Here is a 17,048-nt window from a genome sequence, read left to right on the forward strand (position 1 = left end):
CCCAACCGCCCCTACCCGTCCGTACGTTGGGACGGGTCCGGCTTCAGAGTCTGAACAGGGCCCAGACGACCTTGCCGCTCAGCCGGCCGGCGAGCGGATGCCAGCCCCAGCCGTCGCTGAAGGAGTCGACGAGGAAGAGTCCACGGCCGGACTCCGCACAGGAGTCGTCCACGACGTCCTCGCCGTCCCCGGCTTCCGGGTTCTCGTCGCTGGGGTCGCGCACCGCGCAGACCACGCGTGAGGCCCAGCGCATCAGGTGCAGCCGCACGGGCGGGTCCTGACTCTGCGCGGCGTCGGCGGGCAGCGCGTGCCGCAGGGCGTTGGTGACCAGCTCGGAGACGACCAGACAGACGTCGTCGAAGCGCTCGGGCACGTCCCAGTCGGCGAGGGTGCGGCGGGTGAACTCCCGTGCGCTGCGCACCGCTTCGAAGCGGGCGGGCAGAGCGCACGACGCGGCACTGGAAACGGCGGAGGGGTCGATCGGAGGCAGGCCGCGCCTTAACGCGTCCAATGGCTCGAGCATGGTCGATCCGTTCGTCCCCATGCGAGGCACTCCCCAGTTTCGCAGTACGTAGCGAGCGGTGGTGACGACCATCGTTCCGAATGCGTACACCGGATGCAAGGGCAGATGCACGTGCACGCGCCGGACTTGGACCTTCCCGTACCGCTTCTTGCTCATTTCTCCCTACGACTTCTTGCGCAGCCCTTTCGTGATCTTTCCGTTTCTGTAACCGGCTGAGCACACGGTGGAGCGTTTAGTGGCAGACTTCGCCCCCTGAACCGATGGGGAGGAAGAGACGTGACCGCTGGGGAGTCGAGCGGCTCGGTGGTGCGGCGCATTCTGCTGGGCTCACAACTGAGGCGCCTGAGGGAATCGCGCGGCATCACGAGGGAGGCCGCCGGCTACTCGATCCGCGCCTCGGAATCGAAGATCAGCCGCTTGGAGTTGGGACGGGTGAGCTTCAAGGCGAGGGACGTCGAAGATCTGCTGACGTTGTACGGAGTGAACGACGAGGCCGAGCGCGAGGCCCTGCTCTCGCTCGTGAAAGAGGCCAACGTCGCGGGCTGGTGGCACAGTTACTCCGATGTGCTGCCGGGGTGGTTCCAGACGTACGTCGGTCTGGAGGGCGCCGCGTCGCAGATCCGGGGGTACGAGGCGCAGTTCGTGCACGGCCTGCTGCAGACCGAGGCGTACGCGCACGCGGTCGTGGCGCAGGGCATGCGGGGCGCGCCCGCCGAGGAGATCGACCGCAGGGTCGCGCTGCGTCTGGCCCGCCAGAAGGTGCTGTTCGCCGAGCGGGCGCCGGAGGTCGGCCTCGTACTCGACGAGTCCGCGCTGCGCCGGACGCAGGGCGGGCCCGAGGTGATGCGCGGGCAGCTGGAGCATCTGATCGAGATGGCCGAACTGCCCCATCTGACCCTGCAGATCATGCCGTTCAGCCACGGCTGGCACGCGGGCGAGTCCGGGACCTTCACCCTGCTCACCTTCCCGGAGTCCGATCTCTCGGACGTCGTCTTCCTCGAACAGCTCACCAGTGCGCTGTACCTGGACAAACGCGAGGACGTCGCGCAGTACGAGAGAGCGATGGCGGACCTGCGGGAACAGTGCCCGACGCCGGAGGAGAGCATCCGGCTCATCCGTCGCATGCTGACCGAATTCGCCTGACCACAACAGCAGTTGACAGATCTTCTGCCGCCATTGACAGGCACCGGTCGTACGATGACGACACTTCAGGTGTCCGGCGCTGCAGCAAGGGATCTGCCCATGACGTCTTACTTCACGGAACTCGACCGGCAGTACATCGACGGCACCTGGCGTCAGGGGCGCGGGGCGTGGGACATCATCGACCTGAACCCGTACGGCGGTGACAAGCTCGCCTCCATCACCGTCGCCTCGGTCGAGGAGGTCGACGAGGCGTACCGGGCCGCCGAGCGGGCGCAGAAGGAGTGGGCGCAGACCAACGCGTACGCGCGCCGGACCGTCTTCGAGCGGGCGCTGCACCTGATCGAGGAGCGCGAGGCCGCGATAGTCGGGGCGATCACCGACGAGCTCGGTGGTACGCGCGTGAAGGCCGGCTTCGAGATCCATCTCGCCAAGGAGTTCCTGCGCGAGGCCGTCCAGCTGACGCTGCGGCCGCAGGGCGAGGTGATCCCGTCACCGGTGGACGGCAAGGAGAACCGGGTCTACCGGGTGCCGGTGGGCGTCGTCGGGGTCATCTCCCCCTTCAACTTCCCCTTCCTGCTCTCCCTGAAGTCGGTCGCCCCCGCGCTGGCGCTGGGCAACGGCGTGGTCCTCAAGCCGCACCAGGACACCCCGGTCTGCGGCGGCTCGCTGATCGCGAAGATCTTCGAGGACGCGGGCCTGCCGCCCGGCCTCCTCAACGTCGTCATCACCGACATCGCCGAGATCGGCGACACCCTGCTGACCCACCCCGTGCCGAAGGTCATCTCCTTCACCGGCTCCGACAAGATCGGGCAGCACGTCGCGACGGTGTGCGCCTCGCAGTTCAAGCGCGCGGTGCTCGAACTGGGCGGCAACAGCGCGCTGACCGTGCTCGACGACGCCGACATCGACTACGCGGTCGACGCGGCCGTCTTCAGCCGGTTCATCCACCAGGGCCAGGTCTGCATGGCCGCGAACCGGATCCTCGTGGACCGGAAGGTGGAGCGGGAGTTCACCGAGAAGTTCGTCGCCAAGGTGCGGACGCTGAAGTGCGGCGACCCGCACGACCCGGCGACCGTGATCGGGCCGGTCATCAACTCCACGCAGGCGGACGCCCTTTCGGGTGTCGTGGAGCAGGCGATCGCGGAGGGCGCGACGCCGCTCGTCCGCGGCGGGGTCGAGGGCAACGTCGTCGAGCCGGTCGTGCTCGGCGGGCTGCCCGCCGACTCCCCCGTGCTGCGCCAGGAGATCTTCGGACCCGTGGCGCTGCTCATCCCGTTCGACGGGGACGAGGAGGCGGTCCGGATCGCCAACGACACCCCGTACGGGCTGAGCGGGGCCGTGCACACCGGCGACATCGAGCGGGGCGTGGCGTTCGCCCAGCGGATCGACACCGGCATGATCCACGTCAACGACGGCACCGTGCACGACGAACCGCTCGTCGCGTTCGGCGGCGAGAAGCGGTCGGGCCTCGGCCGGCTCAACGGCGACGCGACGGTGGAGGCGTTCACCACGCAGAAGTGGATCTCGGTGCAGCACGGACGGAGCCGGTTCCCCTTCTGACCGCGCCGGGGGCCGCGCCCGGGATCGTGCCCGGGGTCGTGCCTCGCTAAGCGCCCAGGAAGGTGTCGAAGGCCGGGGTCGTCTTGAGGCGCTGCCACGTCTCGCGTCCCGCCGCGTACTCCGCGTCCGTCAACAGGCAGGATTCCAGGAGGACTTCGAGGCGGGAGCGGTCGAGTCCGGGTGACGTGAACACCAGGTGCTGGCAGCAGTCGCCGTGCTCCGGGTGCCAGTCGAGCGCGGCGGCCGCCCGGCGCACCGGCGGGACCGTCTCCCACGCGGCGTCGGGCAGCGAGGCCAGCCAGGGTCCCGCGTTCGCCACGCACAGGGCGCCGCCCGCGGCGTCCCAGTGCAGCAGGGTGTCGGGCCGGTCGGCGAGCCAGAAGCGGCCGCGGCTGCGGGCCGCCGCGCAGGTCAGGTGCTCCACGGCGGCGTAGAGCCGCTCCGGGTGGAAGGGCCGGCGCGCGTGCCACACCAGCGTGCCCACGCCGGCCTCGTCCGCGTCGGTGGGCAGCAGGGCGCAGGCCGGGTGCTGGGCGGCCGCCGCGGCCTCGACGTCGAAGCTCCCGGTGAGCGCGGCCGCCGCCAACGTGCCGCTGCCGAGGGTGACTTGGTGGGCCGTGGGGTGCAGCTGGGCGAGCAGGGCGCGGTCCTCGTCGTCGGCCCGCGCCGAGTCGGCGACCGCGAGGACGGGCGCGTACTCCAGCTGGCGGGCCCAGGTGTCGGCGACGGTGCGCAGGTCGGTGGTGGCCGCGGCGAGGCCCGCGTCGGCGAGGTCGTCGCCGTTGCCGAGGTACGGCAGCAGCAGCGCCGGGTCGACCGCCGTGATCACGGTGCTGATCGGCAGGTCCGGGCCGCCCTGGGCGGCCACGAGTTCGGCCGTCGCCCGCGGCTCGACCGAGTCCCACAGCTCGACGACCGCGAGCCGGGTCAGCCCGGTGTCCGCGAGGCGCTCCAGTTCGGGGACGAGGTCCTCGCGCAGCGCGCAGCAGGCGCAGTCGTTGACCAGGGGCGCGTCGCCGGTGGCGAGGATGCCGGTGGCGTCGCGCAGGGTCCGTACGACCGTTCCCCGCACGGCGGTCGAGAGGTCGTGGTGGAGCGCGACGCTGCCGGGGACGGCGGTGAGCAGTTCGTCGACGGCGGCCCGCCGCGCATCCGCGTGCAGGCCGCCGACGATCACGACGGGCAGCCGACTCACCGGCCGCCGCTCTTTCCCTCGGCCGCCTTTCCCTCGGCCGCCTTTCCGTACCGGCGCTCGAAGCGCTCGACGCGGCCCGCGGTGTCCAGGACGCGCTGGTTGCCGGTGTAGAAGGGGTGGCTGACGTCGGAGATCTCGACGTCGACGACGGGATACGTGTTCCCGTCCGCCCACTCGACCGTCTTCTCGCTCGTCATGGTCGAGCGGGTGAGGAAGGTGTGGTTCGCGGCGCGGTCCCGGAAGACGACGGGGGCGTACGCGGGGTGGATGCCGTTCTGCATGACGGTCAGCGCTCCTCTCGGAAGTCGACGTGACGGCCCGCCATGGGGTCGTACTTGCGCAGGGTGATGCGGTCGGGGTCGTTGCGGCGGTTCTTGCGCGTGACGTACGTGAAGCCCGTCCCCGCGGTGGACCTGAGTTTGATCACCGGTCGGAGTTCGTTGCGTGCCATGCGGCCCAGTATATGAAAATGACTCCCGTTTTCAATAGAGGATCGGGCGTCCCGGCCGAGAGGTGCGTCACAGTCGTGTTCGTGCGGTGAAGGTCCGATGGCCGAACTGTCGAGGGTCAACCCGCGTGAGCAAGGGCACGCCCGATTCCTGCGCGGAGTCCGCAAGTCCTGTCGGTGACGGCTGGTAGCTTGCTCCGGCGATTCAGCAGCAACAGCAGTGACCTAGGGGGAAGTTGTGCACAGCAAGAACCGCAGCAGGAACGTACGGGTCGTCGTGGGAGTCGCGGTCGTCGCGGCGGCGCTCGCCGTCAGCGGGTGCAGCGGCAGCCACAGCAGCGGCAAGCACAAGAGCCGGAAGTCGAGCGGCCACAGTTCCGGCAGGACGTCCGGCGGCACCGCGTCGTCCGGTACCGGCACCGGCTCCGCGAAGAACGTCGACGGCATCTGGAGCGCGACCACCGACGGCCGGCCGGTCGTCCTCGTGATCGCCTCCCAGCAGGCGTCGCTGAGCACGGGTGACGGGCACCTGTGCACGGGGACCGTGTCCGGGGCGAGCAGGAAGACGCTGAGCCTCAGGTGCGCGGACGGGAACACCGACCGCACCATGGGCACGATCCGGTCCAGCTCCGGTACGACCATGCGGGTCTCGTGGGACGCCGGGGCGAACGACACCTTCAAGAAGTCGACGGACGGCAACCTGCCCGGCGGACTGCCCACGGGACTTCCGAGCGGTCTTCCCAGCGACCTGCCGACCGACCTGCCGAGCGATCTGCCGACGGGCTGACACCCGGCCGGATCCGCTCGGGGTCCGCTCAGGACCCGGTCAACGGGCCGTGCTCTCCGCGGAGTTGCGCGGCCCGGCGCCGTTCGGCTCGTCCGGCTTCACCGTCATGGGCGGCTCGTCCGTGTCCAGGGCGTCGGAGAGCTGCTCCAGTGCTTCCAGGAGCAGACCGGCACCGCGGCGCACGACCCGGTCGGGGACGCCCTCGCCGTCCCAGGCGTCCAGGGCCTCGCGGACCGGTTTCCAGCGCGGGACGCGGCGTTCGCGCAGGGCGCGGGCGCCGTCGCGGGTCGCCGTGCGCAGCGCCTCGGCGAGGTCGGCCGCCGCGGGTACCGGGGTGGTGTCGCGCTCCGGGAGATGGGCCTCCATCAGCATCGCGACGCGGCCCAGGTGGTGCAGGGCGTGCGCCGCGTCGTCGGCGGCGGCGCGGGACAGGCCCCGGCTGCGCACCGGCTCGGTCTTGGCGCGGGCCGCGGCCTGCTCCCAGGCGATGTGGGCGTCCCGCGCGGCCAGCAGGGCGGCGCGGACGTCGGGGCAGGACTTGCCCGCCGGGTGTGCGTAGTGGTCGACGACCGTGGCCGCGTACTCGCCGATCGCGACGAGCCACTCGGCGAGCCGGGTGCGCAGCCGCGGGGTCTCCCAGGCCGGGTACAGGGCGTAGGAGAGCATCGCGAGGACACCGCCGATCAGGGTCAGGACGACGCGTTCGGGCACCGTCTGGCTCCAGGTCTGGCCGCCCATGCCGAGCAGGAAGACCACGTACGCGGCGACGCAGGCCTGGGCCGCGAGCTGCCCCGTGCGCATCAGCAGGTACATCAGGCCCGCGCAGACCACGGCGAGCGCGGCGGAGAGCCAGGTGCCCGGGTGCGCGAGCTGGACGACGGCCGTCGCCGCGGTCACGCCGACGAGGGTGCCGAAGAAGCGGGCGACCGCGCGGGAGTACGTCTGGGAGAAGTCGGGGCGCATCACCATGACGGCCGCCATGGGGGCCCAGTAGCCGTGGCCGAAGGGGAGGGCGTTGCCGATCAGGTAGCCGACGACGGCGACCGCCGCGACGCGGGTGGCGTGGCGGAAGATCGGGGTGCCGGGGCGGGCGTCCCTCCTGATGGCCCGGACCGCCGCGGGGAGCAGGCGCAGGAGGGTGGGGCGGGGCAGGGCTTCCGGGGGTGCGGTGGGCCGGGGGCCGGCTGAGGCGCCGGCCCCGCGCCGGCGGGCGCGGTGGGCGCCTGCCCACGGTGGCGACGGCAGCCGGTGCCACAGGGGGTCCGCGTCGTGGTCCGGCGGTTCCACGGCGCCCGCCGTCTCCAGGACGTCCCTCAGCAGCGAGCCGAGCCGGGCCGCCGCCCGGTGCGGTGGGCCGGTGAGGATGGCGCCGGTGTCCGGGGTGCGGAAGACGGCCACGGCGGGGGCCGGGATCCGGACGGGACGGCCCTGCCGGATGGCGCGGGCCGCCGCGTCCAGGATCGATCCCGCGGCGGCGAGGAGTTCACGGACCCGGTCGCGCTCGAGGCCCTCCTCGGGGACGCCGACCGCCGGGTCCGCGAGGGAGGCGAGGACCGGGCGGATGCGTTCGGCGATGCCGCGCGCGCCGTGCAGCTGGGCGGGGCGGGTGCGGGCCTGGCGCGGGGTGAGGGCGGCGGCGCTGCGCGCGAGCATCAGCGGCTGCGGGTCGAACGGGGCGAGCGGGTCGTGGCGCAGGCGCCGCGCGTAGTCGGCCTCCGCGGCGAGCGCGTCGGCGAGTGCGTCGCGGTGCGCTCCCCATCTGCGTACGGGAAAGAGGATCACCAGGGCCGCCTGGACCAGGCCGCCGAAGACCATCATCGCGGCGTGGCCCGCGGCCTCGGCGACGGTCGTCGGCAGGGTGATCGTCACCATCATCATCGCGACGTTGGACGAGGCGATGATGCCGATGGTCGGGCCCGCCGCCCAGGCCAGGCCCGCCAGGAACGTCCACAGGGCCAGCAGGGGCAGGAAGAAGGCCAGGTGGGAGCCGGTGAGATAGCCGAGGAACGTGGAGATGCCGAGGCTGGCACCGGAGGCGAGGGCCAGTTCGGGGCGCGGGCGCCAGCTGCGCTGGAACGTGGCGATCGCCGCCTGGAACGCGCCGAACGCCGAACCGGCCGCCACCGCGGGACCGAACGCCGCGAGGCTGACGGCGACGACGATCGCGAGGCCGACGGCACCGCGCAGGGCGACGAGGGGTTCCAGACGTTTCCGCTCGACGGTCAGGCCCGAGCGGGTGGTGTCCTTCAGCGCCCGGAACCAGCTCACCCCGCAAGAATACGGTCACATCACGTCAAACCGGGCGATCGGCCGTTCTTCGCCTTCGGGCGTCAGCCCTCCTCGCGCAGCGCCAGGGCGAGCAGCCCCGGGAAGCGCTCGTCGAACTCCTCCTCGCGCAGCCGGTTCAGACGGCGCGCCCCCGCGTCCTTCTGCTCCAGCAGTCCCGCCTCGCGCAGCACCGAGAAGTGCCGGCTCAGCGTGGCCTTGGTGACCGGTACGTCGAAGGTGCCGCAGGTCCGCTCCCAGGGGCCGGACGCGGCCAGTTCCCGTACGAGGGTGCGGCGGACCGGGTCCGCGAGGGCGAGCAGGGCCGCCTCCAGGGACACCTCCCGGGGGTGGACATGAACCGGCGCCGCGCGGTGGCTCGCGGTCCCGGCGGGCGCCGCGGCCCCGGTGGCCTCGGTGGCTGTCATTGCGCGCACTCCCTTCCGCTGCCGCCCGAGATCGGCCTTGCAGAGTGTTCGATGCCGTGCGTACACTCTCGGGTGTTCGCCTCTCGTCGAACAGTCTAGCGCCCGCGCCGCCCACCGGAGGAGCCCGTCATGCCGTCGTCCCCGCAGTCCCCCATCGGCGTAGGCATCGTCGGCCTCTCCGCCCGGCGCGGCTGGGCCACCCGCGGCCATCTGCCCGCGCTGCGGCTGCTCGACGGCTTCGAGGTGCGGGCGCTCTCCGCGAGCAGCGCCGAGTCCGCGGAACGGGCCGCCGAGAAGCACGGCATCGCGCACGCCTACGGGAGCGCCGCGGAGCTGGCCGCGGCCGACGAGGTCGATCTGGTCGTGGTCACCGTCAAGGTGCCGGACCACCGGGAGATCGTGCGCGCCGCCCTGACCGCGGGGAAGGCGGTGTTCTCCGAGTGGCCGCTGGGCACCGGCGTCGCCGAGGCCGAGGAGCTGGCGTCGCTCGCCGCCGGGCGCGGGCTGCGCACCTTCACCGGGCTGCAGGCGCGCTTCGCCCCGCTGGTACGCCATCTGCGCGACCTGGTCGCGGACGGCTACGTCGGCGAGGTGCTCTCCACCAGCCTGGTGGCCTCGGGCCGGGGCTGGGGAGCGGACTTCCCGGAGGGCGCCGAGTACCTCCTCGACCGCGCGTCCGGGGCGAACATGCTGACCATCCCGTTCGGGCACACCCTCGACGGCCTGACCTCGGTGCTCGGCGACCTCGACGAGATCTCCGCGGTCACCGCCACCCGGCGCCGGGCGCTCACCGATCCGCGCTCCGGCCGGGTCCACCGGCCCGACGTCGCCGACCAGGTCGTCCTCGGCGGGGTGCTCTCCTCCGGCGCGGTGGCCTCCGTGCACTTCCGGGGCGGCCTGTCGCGGGGCACGAACTTCCGCTGGGAGATCAACGGAACGGACGGCGACCTGGTCGTCACCGGCGACCACGGGCATCTGCAGATGGGCGAGTACGTCATCACCGGGGCCCGCGGCTCCGACCCCGGGCTCGCCGAACTCACCGTCCCCGAGCGGTACTTCGACCCCGCGCTCGACGCGGTGCGCGGCACCGAGGCGTACAACGTCGGCGCCGCCTACGCCCAGATCCTGCGCGATCTGGCGGACGGGACCTCGGTGGTCCCGGACTTCGCGCATGCCGTCCGGCACCATCGGGTGCTGGAGCGGATCGAGGGGGCGGCGGGGCGGGTGTGACGGGGCGCCTTCCCGTCTGCCGGGTGCGCCCGGTTCGCGGCTGCGGCTTTCGTCGTGGCTTCTCGCGCAGTTCCCCGCGCCCCTGAGATGCGCACTTCGTGCGGCATCTCATCGGGGACGCTGCGCGCAGCGCATGCTTCAGGGGCGCGGGGAACTGCGCGAGAAGCCCCACCGGCCGTCAGCCGCACGACAGGAGAAACCGGCAGACGCCGAGGCGACAGGGGCGCGGGGCGCGATCAGCCCCCGCCGGGCCGCAGCCGGCCACGCGGACCCGGGCCGGCGGACGCGTCCCCGAGCCGTGCCCGGTCCGCCGCCGCACCGCCCTCGTCCCAGCCCGCGCCGTCCGTGACGCCCCTGACCCGCGTCGTCACGGTCCGGGGGAACATCTCCTCGGCCCGGCCCGCCACGGCCACGTCCCGCGCCGCGAGCACCGGCAGCAACTCGCCCTCCCCGCCCACCACTTGATCGGCGACCGCGGCGAGCCGGTCGCCGATGCGGTGCGCGTACGCGGCGAGGAAGGACTGCCGGAAGGTCTTCGTGCGCTTGCGGCCGGCGGCCCGCTGCTCCGCCTCGGCCCGCGTCATCGCGGCGTCGGCCTGCACGAGCAGCGACGTGTACAGCAGCTCCACGACCTCCAGGTCCGCCTCGAACCCGACGACGGCCGAGAAGCCGAACGCGCTGTTCCAGACCGCGCGGCAGCGGTTCGCGGTCGCCACCGCGTCGAGCAGCACCGCCTTCGCCGTCTCGTACGGGGCGTCGACCCCGATCCGGCACGCGGCCGGGGTGTCCTTCGTGTGCGTACGGGCGGCGAGCACCGCCTCGTCGACCGAGTGCCGGGCCATCAGTTCCTGCGCCTTGGCGGTGAGCGCCTCGGCCTCCGGCGGGTAGCCGGTCGCCTCCGCCTTGGCGAGCAGCGCGCGGATCCGGGCCAGGGCGCGCGGCTCACCGGCGACGGGGACGGTGACCTGTTCGCCGGGGACCGGGCCGACCGGTTCGATCGCGGGGAGCCGGAGCAGGAGGCGGTACAGCTCCAGGGCGACGGTCGCGGCGGTGAAACGGTCCTGGCGCGCCTCGCGGGCCTCCGGGAGGTCGGCGAGCTGGGCCGACCAGCGCGGCGGGAGCGTGTCGTAGCGGGCGGTCTCGGCGCGGACGAGGTGGGCGGCGAGCCGCGCGTGGGCGTCGTCGAGCCCGTCCTCGCGCACGACCATGCGGAGCACGTCGGCGGGCTGCCAGCCGCGCTCCCACGCCCGGCGCACGAACTCACGCCCGCGCAGAGCGAGTTCGGCGTCGGCGGACGCGTCGGCGGCGAGCAGGGAGGCGCCGAGGTCGATGCCGTCGGCGTCTTTGGTGGCGTACAGCGCGGCCGCGAAGGCCCGCTCGACGGTCGTGCCGGTGGAGCTCATGCCGGGTTCGCCTCGTCCCAGGCCGCGCGGGCGGCGGCGATGGCCGGCTTGTGGTCGCGGGACCAGTCGGCGAGGCCCTTGATCAGGTGGGTGAGGCTGTGCCCCATCGCGGTCAGCTCGTACTCGACCTGCGGCGGCACCGTCGCGTACACGGTGCGGGTCACCAGGCCGTCCCGCTCCAGGCGGCGCACGGTCAGCGTCAGCATGCGCTGCGAGATCCCGGTCACGGCGCGCTGCAGCTCCTTGAACCGCCGTACGCCCGAGGCCAGTTCGACCACGACGAGCACCGACCACTTGTCGCCGAGCCGGTCCAGGACGTCACGGATGCCGCAGTCGTCGTGGTCCTCGCAGGTGACCACGGGTGCGGGGTCGGTGGTCACCGTGGTTACCTCCGTGTGCCCGACAGACATGAAAGTGCCTCCTTACGCGCAGCGTCCCGCGCCCCAACGATGGTCTCAGCAATCGCAACGCACCGACGCATCGGCTCATTACCCGAGGGGGACCTTCATGCTGCTGGTCACAGGCGTATCCGGCGGGCTCGGCTCACTGATCGCAGGGCGGCTCGCGGGCCGCGACGACGTCGTCCTCGGCACGCGTTCGCCCGGCGACGCCGGGGAGCGTCGCGTGGACTTCGACGACCCGCGGACGCTGGCCGAGGCCTTCACCGGGGTGGACACGCTGCTGCTGATCTCGGCGGGCTACGGCGAGGACGACGAGGTCATCGCGCGGCACGACGCGGCGATCACCGCGGCCGAGAAGGCGGGCGTGGGCCACGTCGTCTACACGAGCCTGTCCGGCGACGGCGACCACCTCACGTACGCCCTCGCCCACCGCTGGACCGAGCGCCGCCTGCGCGAGTCCTCCCTGAGCCGGACCGTCCTGCGCAACGGCCTGTACGCGGAGCTGCTCGCCTTCCTCGCGGCCCCCGGCCCGGACGGTGTCGTCACGGCGCCGCTCGGCACGGGCCGGCTCGCGGCGGTGGCCCGCGACGACCTGGCCGAGGTCGCGGTGCGGGTGGCGCTCGACCCGGCGCGGCACGCGGGCCGCACGTACGAGCTGGTGGGCGAAGTCCCGCTGGGCGGAACGGAGTTGGCGGCGGTGGCCGGTGCCGCGTACGTGCCGGGCACGCTCGCCGGGGCGCGGACGCGGATCGCGGGGTCGGGGGCGCTGCCGTTCCAGGTGCCGATGCTCGTGGGCACGTACGCGGTGATCGCGGCCGGGTTCATGGACGGTTCGCGGATCCCTCAGGGCGAGCGGGGCGCGCTGCGGGAGCTGCTCGGACGGGCGCCGCGGGACGCCGCCGCCGTCTACCGGGATGCTCTGCCGCGCTGATGTCACAGGCGCGGGCGCCGTCTCGTCCATGGGGTCGAACCACCGAGCACACCGGACCCCGAGCCCGAACCAAGGATGTGGACGATGAACCTCGCACTGTGGATCACGGCGGGACTGCTGGCGGCGGTGGCGCTGACCGGCGGTGTCACCAAGTCGTTCGTGCCGAAGGAGAAGATCGCCGCGGCGCACGGCGGCGGGTGGACGGCCGGTGTCGGCGCCGGGTTCGTGAAGACCCTCGGCGTGCTGGAGCTGCTGGCCGCGGTGGGCCTGGTGCTGCCCGCCGCGCTCGGTGTCGCGCCGGTCCTGGTGCCGGTGACCGCCGCCTGCTGGGTGGCGCTGATGGTCGGCGCGATGGTCACCCACGGCCGGCTCGGCGAGTACCCGCTCGTGGCGCTGAACGTGGTCCATCTCGCGCTCGCGGTGTTCGTCGCGTGGGGCCGGTTCGGTCCCGAGTCCTTCACGGGCTGAGGCGCGGAGGGCATGATCATGCGGGTGTTCGTGGCGGGCGGCGCCGGAGCGGTCGGCCGGCGCCTGGTGCCGCGGCTCGTGGCGCGGGGGCACCGGGTCACGGCGACGGCGACGCGCGGGAAGGCTCTGGACGTGCTGGCGAGGTGGGGCGCCCGGGGCGTGCTGATGGACGGGCTCGACGCCGTGTCCGTCGGCACGGCGGTGGGCGCCGCGCGGCCGGACGCGATCGTGCACGGGATGACCGCGGCGGGCATCGCGTTCCCCGCGGAGCCGGCCCTCGGGCGGACCGACCACCTGCTGGCCGCCGCGCAGGCCGTCGGCGTCCGGCACGTCGTCGCGTGGTCGCTCCCGCCGTCGGCCGGTACGCCGCCGCGGGCGCTGCGCCGGCTCGCGTACCTGGAGGACGCGGTGGTCGAGGCCGGGGGCGCGGTGCTGCGCTGCGGGACGCTCCACGGATCCGGCCGCGGACGGGTCCGGTTCGACGACGTGGCGAGCGCCGCCCTGCTGGCCGTGGAGCAGGGAGCGGCCGGGGTGTTCCGTGTCCGCGGCGACGAGGAGAGGCCGACATGAACGACACCAGGACCGACAGGACCGAGGAGTTCCAGGAGCTGCGCCCGCTGCTGTTCTCGATCGCGTACCGCATCCTGGGCAGCGTGAGCGAGGCCGAGGACGCGGTCCAGGAGACCTGGCTGCGCTACGCGGCGACGGCGACCGTCCCCCGTTCGGTGAGGGCGTTCCTGTCGGCGACGGTGACCCGGATCTCGATCGACGTGCTGCGCTCGGCGCGGGTGCGTCGTGAGGCGTACGTCGGCCCGTGGTTCCCCGAGCCGCTGCTCGACGACCCGTACGAGGACCCGGCGCGGGCCGCGGAGCTCGCCGACTCGGTGTCGACAGCGGCCCTGCTGCTCCTCGAACGCCTCAGCCCGCTGGAACGCGCGGCCTTCGTCCTGCGCGAGGTCTTCGACTTCGGCTACGCCGACGTGGCGGCGGCGGTGGGCCGCTCCGAGTCCGCGTGCCGCCAGCTGGTGACGCGGGCGCGCACGCACATGGCCGCGGGCCGGCCCCGATTCGAGGCGGACAGCACGGAGCGCGACGAGCTGGCGGCGCGGTTCTTCGAAGCGCTGCGCGAGGGCGACGTCCTCGGCCTGCAGAGCCTGCTCGCCGCCGAGGTGTCGATGACCGGCGACGGCGGCGGCAAGGCCCCGCAGCTGGCCAGGGCGATCGTGGGCGCCGAGAGCGTGGCCCGGCTGCTCGGCTCCGTCTTCCCGCGGATGGCGCGGGCGGCCGTCACGTTCGAGCCCCGCGCGGTCAACGGCGAACCGGGCGCGGTCTTCCGGGACCAGGACGGGAAGGTGCTGCACACCATGGTGCTGGACGTGCACGGCGGCCGGATCCAGGCGATCCGCTCCGTCATCAACCCCGAGAAGCTGGGGCACCTGGGGCCGGTGGCGGACGCGTGGGCCGTCCACGAGCGGGTACGGGCGGTGCCGCCCGGGCCGCGTTGAGGGGCACCACGGCGGACGCCCGCTCGGGATGCCGGGGTCCGGCCGGGCTGCCAGGCTCGGAACATGAGAGTGGCACTGGCACAGACCGACTGCGCGCTGGGTGACGTCGACGCCAACCTGGCCACGGCCCGCGAACAGATCGGCCGGGCCGCGGCCCAGGGCGCCGACCTCGTCGTCTTCCCCGAGCTGAGCCTGCACGGCTATCACCTCGGCGCGCTGAGGACGGACACGTCGGTCGCGGCGAACGACCCGCGCCTGCTCGGCCTGACCACGGCGGACCCGGACTCCCCCGGCGGCCCCGCCGCGCTCGTCGGCTTCCACGAGCACACCAGCCTGCGCGCCCACAACACTTCCGCCCTCTACGCCGACGGGGCCCTGCTCCACTCCCACCGCAAGCTCTACCTGCCGAACTACCTGGCCTGGGAGGAACGCAAGCACGTCTCCCCCGGTCAGCATCTGCGCGCCTACGACCTGCCCGGCGGGCACGGCCGCGCGGCCACCCTGGTCTGCAACGACGCCTGGCAGCCGGTCCTGCCGTGGCTGGCCGTGCAGGACGGCGCGGAGGTCGTGATCGTCCCCGCGAACAGCGCGGCGTCGCTCGACCCCGAGGCCATGGACACCACCCTGTACTGGGACACGCTGCTCTCGTACACGGCGAAGATGCTCCAGTGCTGGGTCGTCTTCGTGAACCGGGTCGGCAACGAGAACGGGGCGTCGTTCTGGGGCGGCTCCCGGGTCGTCGACCCGCGCGGCACGGTGGTGGCGCAGGCCCCCAAGTGGGAGCCGGGCCTGGTCACGGTCGACATCGACGTCCACGAGGCCAGACGACAGCGCAGGGCGGTCCCCCTGGTGGCGGAGGCCCGGCTCGGGTTGGTCGACCGGGAGGTACGGCGGTTGATCGACGAGGGCGGGGACAGCTGACGGTAAGGCAGGCGCTGCGCGCGTCTCAGGGGCGCGGGGAACTGCGCGAGAAGCCCCACCGGGCCGCAGCCGCCCGACGACGCACACCCGGCACACGAACAGGCGATCAGCCCCACTGTCAGTGCCGGATGTGACACTCGCCCCATGACCGAACGCTGGGCGCTGGCCCCCACCGAGCACGGCGGCGCCGACCTCGCGCCGCTGGGCCCGGACGGCCGCCCCACGGCCCCGGTCACCCACGAACCCGACCTCACCGAAGCCGTCCGCACCCGACCGGAGGTCACCCGCTGGGTCTGGCGCGACACCCACGCCGTCTACCCCCGCCTCCTCGCCGCCGGCGTCAGAGTCGACCGGTGCTACGACATCGAGGACGCCGAGACCCTGCTGCTCGCCCACGACGGCCGGCACGGCGAACCCCGCTCGGCCGCCGCGGCCCTGGCCAGACTCCGCGGCGGCCCGGTACCGCCCGACCCGCCCCCGCGCGTCGCGGAGCCCGGCCGCCTCGCCATGGCCGCCCTGTTCGAGCCGCGCCCACCCGTCGACGTACCCCTCACCGACCTCCTCGACGTGTACGCGGATCAGCAGCGAAGACACGACGCGACGGGCCTGCCCGACCGGATGCGGCTGCTCACCGCGTCCGAGTCCGCGGGCATGCTGATCGCCGCCGAGATGCACGCGGCCGGGCTGCCGTGGCGGGCGGACGTGCACCGGGCGCTGCTGACCGAGCTGCTCGGCGACCGGTACGCGGGCGGCGGCGAGCCCCGCCGCCTGGCCGAGCTGGCGGACGAGGTGTCGGCGGCGTTCGGCAGACGCGTGCGCCCGGACCTGCCCGCGGACGTGGTGAAGGCGTTCGCGCAGGCGGGCATCAAGCTGACGTCGACCCGCCGCTGGGAGATCGAGGGCATCGACCACCCGGCCGTGAAGCCGCTGATCGAGTACAAGAAGCTGTACCGGATCTACACCGCGCACGGCTGGTCCTGGCTCCAGGACTGGGTCAGGGACGGCCGCTTCCGGCCCGAGTACCTGCCGGGCGGCACGGTCTCCGGCCGCTGGACGACGAACGGCGGGGGCGCGCTGCAGATCCCCAAGGTGGTGCGCCGCGCGGTGATCGCCGACCCGGGCTGGCGGCTCGTCGTCGCCGACGCCGCGCAGATGGAGCCGCGCGTGCTCGCCGCGATCTCCCGCGACCCGGCGTTCATGGAGGTCGCGGGCCAGGACGGCGACCTGTACCAGTCGGTCTCCGACCGGGCGTTCTCCGGCGACCGCGGCCAGGCCAAACTCGCCGTCCTCGGCGCCATATACGGGCAGACCTCGGGCGACGGCCTGAAGAACCTGGCACTCCTGCGCCGCCGCTTCCCGCGCGCCGTCGCCTACGTGGACGAGGCGGCCCGGGCCGGCGAGGAGGGCCGCCTGGTGCGCACCTGGCTGGGCCGCACCTGCCCGCCGGCCGTCGGCGCCGCGGACCAGGAGGAGGCCGGCATTCCGCAGGACGACCCCGAACAGGCTGCTTCCGAAGGTCAGTTGACGTACGGCTACGCGTCGTCGAACTCCCGCGCCCGCGGCCGCTTCACCCGGAACTTCGTGGTGCAGGGCAGCGCCGCCGACTGGGCGCTGCTGCTGCTCGCCGCGCTCCGCCGCGAGCTGGAGGGTATGACGGCGGAGCTGGTGTTCTTCCAGCACGACGAGGTGATCGTGCACTGCCCGCAGGAGGAGGCCCCCCGGGTCGCGGAAGCGATCCGGGAGGCCTCGGACGTGGCGGGACGCCTCACGTTCGGCGAGACGCCGGTGCGGTTCCCCTTCTCGGTGGCGACGGTGGAGTGCTACGCCGACGCCAAGTGAC

At 73.4% G+C, this 17,048-nt stretch carries 18 protein-coding genes; 10 read left to right on the forward strand and 8 right to left on the reverse strand.

Features of this window, described 5'->3' with window-relative positions; genetic code table 11:
- Positions 1-43: 43 nt before the first annotated feature.
- Positions 44-544 (reverse strand): ATP-binding protein, encoded by a 501-nt coding sequence (locus tag B072_RS0121040; protein ID WP_026246102.1) that lies wholly within the window; start codon positions 542-544, stop codon positions 44-46.
- A gap of 255 nt (positions 545-799) precedes the next feature.
- Between B072_RS0121040 and B072_RS0121045 the strand changes: the two genes are divergently transcribed.
- Together B072_RS0121045 and B072_RS0121050 are read left to right on the forward strand one after the other, a co-directional pair.
- Positions 800-1,666 (forward strand): helix-turn-helix domain-containing protein, encoded by an 867-nt coding sequence (locus tag B072_RS0121045; RefSeq protein WP_018531953.1) that lies wholly within the window; start codon positions 800-802, stop codon positions 1,664-1,666.
- A gap of 99 nt (positions 1,667-1,765) precedes the next feature.
- Positions 1,766-3,226, forward strand: a complete 1,461-nt coding sequence (locus B072_RS0121050) for an aldehyde dehydrogenase family protein (RefSeq protein ID WP_018531954.1) — start codon at positions 1,766-1,768, stop codon at positions 3,224-3,226.
- Positions 3,227-3,272: 46 nt separating this feature from the next.
- On the opposite strand, the gene B072_RS0121055 is transcribed toward B072_RS0121050, so the two are convergent.
- The 3 genes from B072_RS0121055 to rpmG are packed head-to-tail and all read right to left on the reverse strand — an operon-like array spanning position 3,273 to position 4,872.
- Complete coding sequence (locus tag B072_RS0121055) at positions 3,273-4,421, reverse strand: GTP-binding protein (protein WP_018531955.1); 1,149 nt, start codon at positions 4,419-4,421, stop codon at positions 3,273-3,275.
- Complete coding sequence (locus B072_RS0121060) at positions 4,418-4,702, reverse strand: type B 50S ribosomal protein L31 (protein WP_018531956.1); 285 nt, start codon at positions 4,700-4,702, stop codon at positions 4,418-4,420. The genes B072_RS0121055 and B072_RS0121060 overlap by 4 nt, the downstream gene beginning before the upstream one ends.
- 5 nt (positions 4,703-4,707) lie before the next feature.
- Complete coding sequence (gene rpmG, locus B072_RS0121065) at positions 4,708-4,872, reverse strand: 50S ribosomal protein L33 (protein ID WP_018531957.1); 165 nt, start codon at positions 4,870-4,872, stop codon at positions 4,708-4,710.
- A 235-nt stretch (positions 4,873-5,107) separates the two neighbouring features.
- Between rpmG and B072_RS0121070 the strand changes: the two genes are divergently transcribed.
- Positions 5,108-5,656, forward strand: coding sequence for a hypothetical protein (locus tag B072_RS0121070; protein WP_018531958.1), 549 nt, complete (start codon positions 5,108-5,110; stop codon positions 5,654-5,656).
- 39 nt (positions 5,657-5,695) lie between these two features.
- On the opposite strand, the gene B072_RS0121075 is transcribed toward B072_RS0121070, so the two are convergent.
- Both B072_RS0121075 and B072_RS0121080 read right to left on the reverse strand, forming a co-directional pair.
- On the reverse strand, positions 5,696-7,924 hold the full coding sequence (locus tag B072_RS0121075; RefSeq protein WP_018531959.1) for an FUSC family protein: 2,229 nt from the start codon (positions 7,922-7,924) through the stop codon (positions 5,696-5,698).
- Positions 7,925-7,986: 62 nt separating this feature from the next.
- Positions 7,987-8,349 carry an ArsR/SmtB family transcription factor gene (locus B072_RS0121080; protein ID WP_018531960.1) on the reverse strand — a complete coding sequence of 121 codons (363 nt, stop codon included), beginning with the start codon at positions 8,347-8,349 and terminating at the stop codon, positions 7,987-7,989.
- A gap of 129 nt (positions 8,350-8,478) precedes the next feature.
- Here B072_RS0121080 and B072_RS0121085 point away from each other — a divergent pair, with 129 nt between their 5' ends.
- Positions 8,479-9,579 (forward strand): Gfo/Idh/MocA family protein, encoded by a 1,101-nt coding sequence (locus B072_RS0121085; protein ID WP_018531961.1) that lies wholly within the window; start codon positions 8,479-8,481, stop codon positions 9,577-9,579.
- Positions 9,580-9,815: 236 nt separating this feature from the next.
- Here the strand turns inward: B072_RS0121085 and B072_RS0121090 are convergent, their stop codons facing one another.
- Both B072_RS0121090 and B072_RS0121095 read right to left on the reverse strand, forming a co-directional pair.
- On the reverse strand, positions 9,816-10,982 hold the full coding sequence (locus B072_RS0121090) for a DUF2786 domain-containing protein (protein WP_018531962.1): 1,167 nt from the start codon (positions 10,980-10,982) through the stop codon (positions 9,816-9,818).
- A complete protein-coding gene (locus B072_RS0121095; RefSeq protein ID WP_018531963.1) occupies positions 10,979-11,392 on the reverse strand; it encodes a winged helix-turn-helix transcriptional regulator in 414 nt (137 codons plus the stop codon). Before B072_RS0121095 ends, B072_RS0121090 begins: the two co-directional genes overlap by 4 nt.
- Before the next feature lie 97 nt (positions 11,393-11,489).
- Between B072_RS0121095 and B072_RS0121100 the strand changes: the two genes are divergently transcribed.
- The 6 genes from B072_RS0121100 (at position 11,490) to B072_RS0121125 (ending at position 17,047) form a co-directional block, all read left to right on the forward strand.
- Positions 11,490-12,314 (forward strand): NAD(P)H-binding protein, encoded by an 825-nt coding sequence (locus B072_RS0121100; RefSeq protein ID WP_018531964.1) that lies wholly within the window; start codon positions 11,490-11,492, stop codon positions 12,312-12,314.
- An 84-nt stretch (positions 12,315-12,398) separates the two neighbouring features.
- Positions 12,399-12,782, forward strand: a complete 384-nt coding sequence (locus tag B072_RS0121105; protein ID WP_018531965.1) for a DoxX family protein — start codon at positions 12,399-12,401, stop codon at positions 12,780-12,782.
- A 12-nt stretch (positions 12,783-12,794) separates the two neighbouring features.
- Positions 12,795-13,352, forward strand: coding sequence for an NAD(P)H-binding protein (locus tag B072_RS43625; protein ID WP_018531966.1), 558 nt, complete (start codon positions 12,795-12,797; stop codon positions 13,350-13,352).
- Positions 13,349-14,287, forward strand: coding sequence for an RNA polymerase sigma-70 factor (locus B072_RS0121115; protein ID WP_018531967.1), 939 nt, complete (start codon positions 13,349-13,351; stop codon positions 14,285-14,287). The genes B072_RS43625 and B072_RS0121115 overlap by 4 nt, the downstream gene beginning before the upstream one ends.
- 63 nt (positions 14,288-14,350) lie before the next feature.
- Entirely contained in the window at positions 14,351-15,208 is an 858-nt protein-coding gene (locus tag B072_RS0121120; protein WP_026246104.1) for a nitrilase-related carbon-nitrogen hydrolase, read from the forward strand.
- Between the two features lie 144 nt (positions 15,209-15,352).
- Positions 15,353-17,047, forward strand: a complete 1,695-nt coding sequence (locus B072_RS0121125; RefSeq protein ID WP_018531969.1) for a bifunctional 3'-5' exonuclease/DNA polymerase — start codon at positions 15,353-15,355, stop codon at positions 17,045-17,047.
- Position 17,048 lies beyond the last annotated feature (1 nt).

The organism is Streptomyces sp. HmicA12, assembly GCF_000373565.1.
In the GTDB taxonomy this organism is placed as follows: domain Bacteria; phylum Actinomycetota; class Actinomycetes; order Streptomycetales; family Streptomycetaceae; genus Streptomyces.

Bases quoted from the DNA above. Each gene is read 5' to 3' on its own strand.
- B072_RS0121080 (WP_018531960.1), bottom strand. From the start codon at position 8,349: ATGACAGCCACCGAGGCCACCGGGGCCGCGGCGCCCGCCGGGACCGCG.
- B072_RS0121085 (WP_018531961.1), top strand. From the start codon at position 8,479: ATGCCGTCGTCCCCGCAGTCCCCCATCGGCGTAGGCATCGTCGGCCTC.
- B072_RS0121090 (WP_018531962.1), bottom strand. From the start codon at position 10,982: ATGAGCTCCACCGGCACGACCGTCGAGCGGGCCTTCGCGGCCGCGCTG.
- B072_RS0121060 (WP_018531956.1), bottom strand. From the start codon at position 4,702: ATGCAGAACGGCATCCACCCCGCGTACGCCCCCGTCGTCTTCCGGGAC.
- B072_RS0121095 (WP_018531963.1), bottom strand. From the start codon at position 11,392: ATGTCTGTCGGGCACACGGAGGTAACCACGGTGACCACCGACCCCGCA.
- B072_RS0121105 (WP_018531965.1), top strand. From the start codon at position 12,399: ATGAACCTCGCACTGTGGATCACGGCGGGACTGCTGGCGGCGGTGGCG.
- B072_RS0121120 (WP_026246104.1), top strand. From the start codon at position 14,351: ATGAGAGTGGCACTGGCACAGACCGACTGCGCGCTGGGTGACGTCGAC.
- B072_RS0121050 (WP_018531954.1), top strand. From the start codon at position 1,766: ATGACGTCTTACTTCACGGAACTCGACCGGCAGTACATCGACGGCACC.
- B072_RS0121100 (WP_018531964.1), top strand. From the start codon at position 11,490: ATGCTGCTGGTCACAGGCGTATCCGGCGGGCTCGGCTCACTGATCGCA.
- B072_RS0121125 (WP_018531969.1), top strand. From the start codon at position 15,353: ATGACCGAACGCTGGGCGCTGGCCCCCACCGAGCACGGCGGCGCCGAC.
- B072_RS0121040 (WP_026246102.1), bottom strand. From the start codon at position 544: ATGGGGACGAACGGATCGACCATGCTCGAGCCATTGGACGCGTTAAGG.
- B072_RS0121115 (WP_018531967.1), top strand. From the start codon at position 13,349: ATGAACGACACCAGGACCGACAGGACCGAGGAGTTCCAGGAGCTGCGC.
- B072_RS43625 (WP_018531966.1), top strand. From the start codon at position 12,795: ATGATCATGCGGGTGTTCGTGGCGGGCGGCGCCGGAGCGGTCGGCCGG.
- rpmG (WP_018531957.1), bottom strand. From the start codon at position 4,872: ATGGCACGCAACGAACTCCGACCGGTGATCAAACTCAGGTCCACCGCG.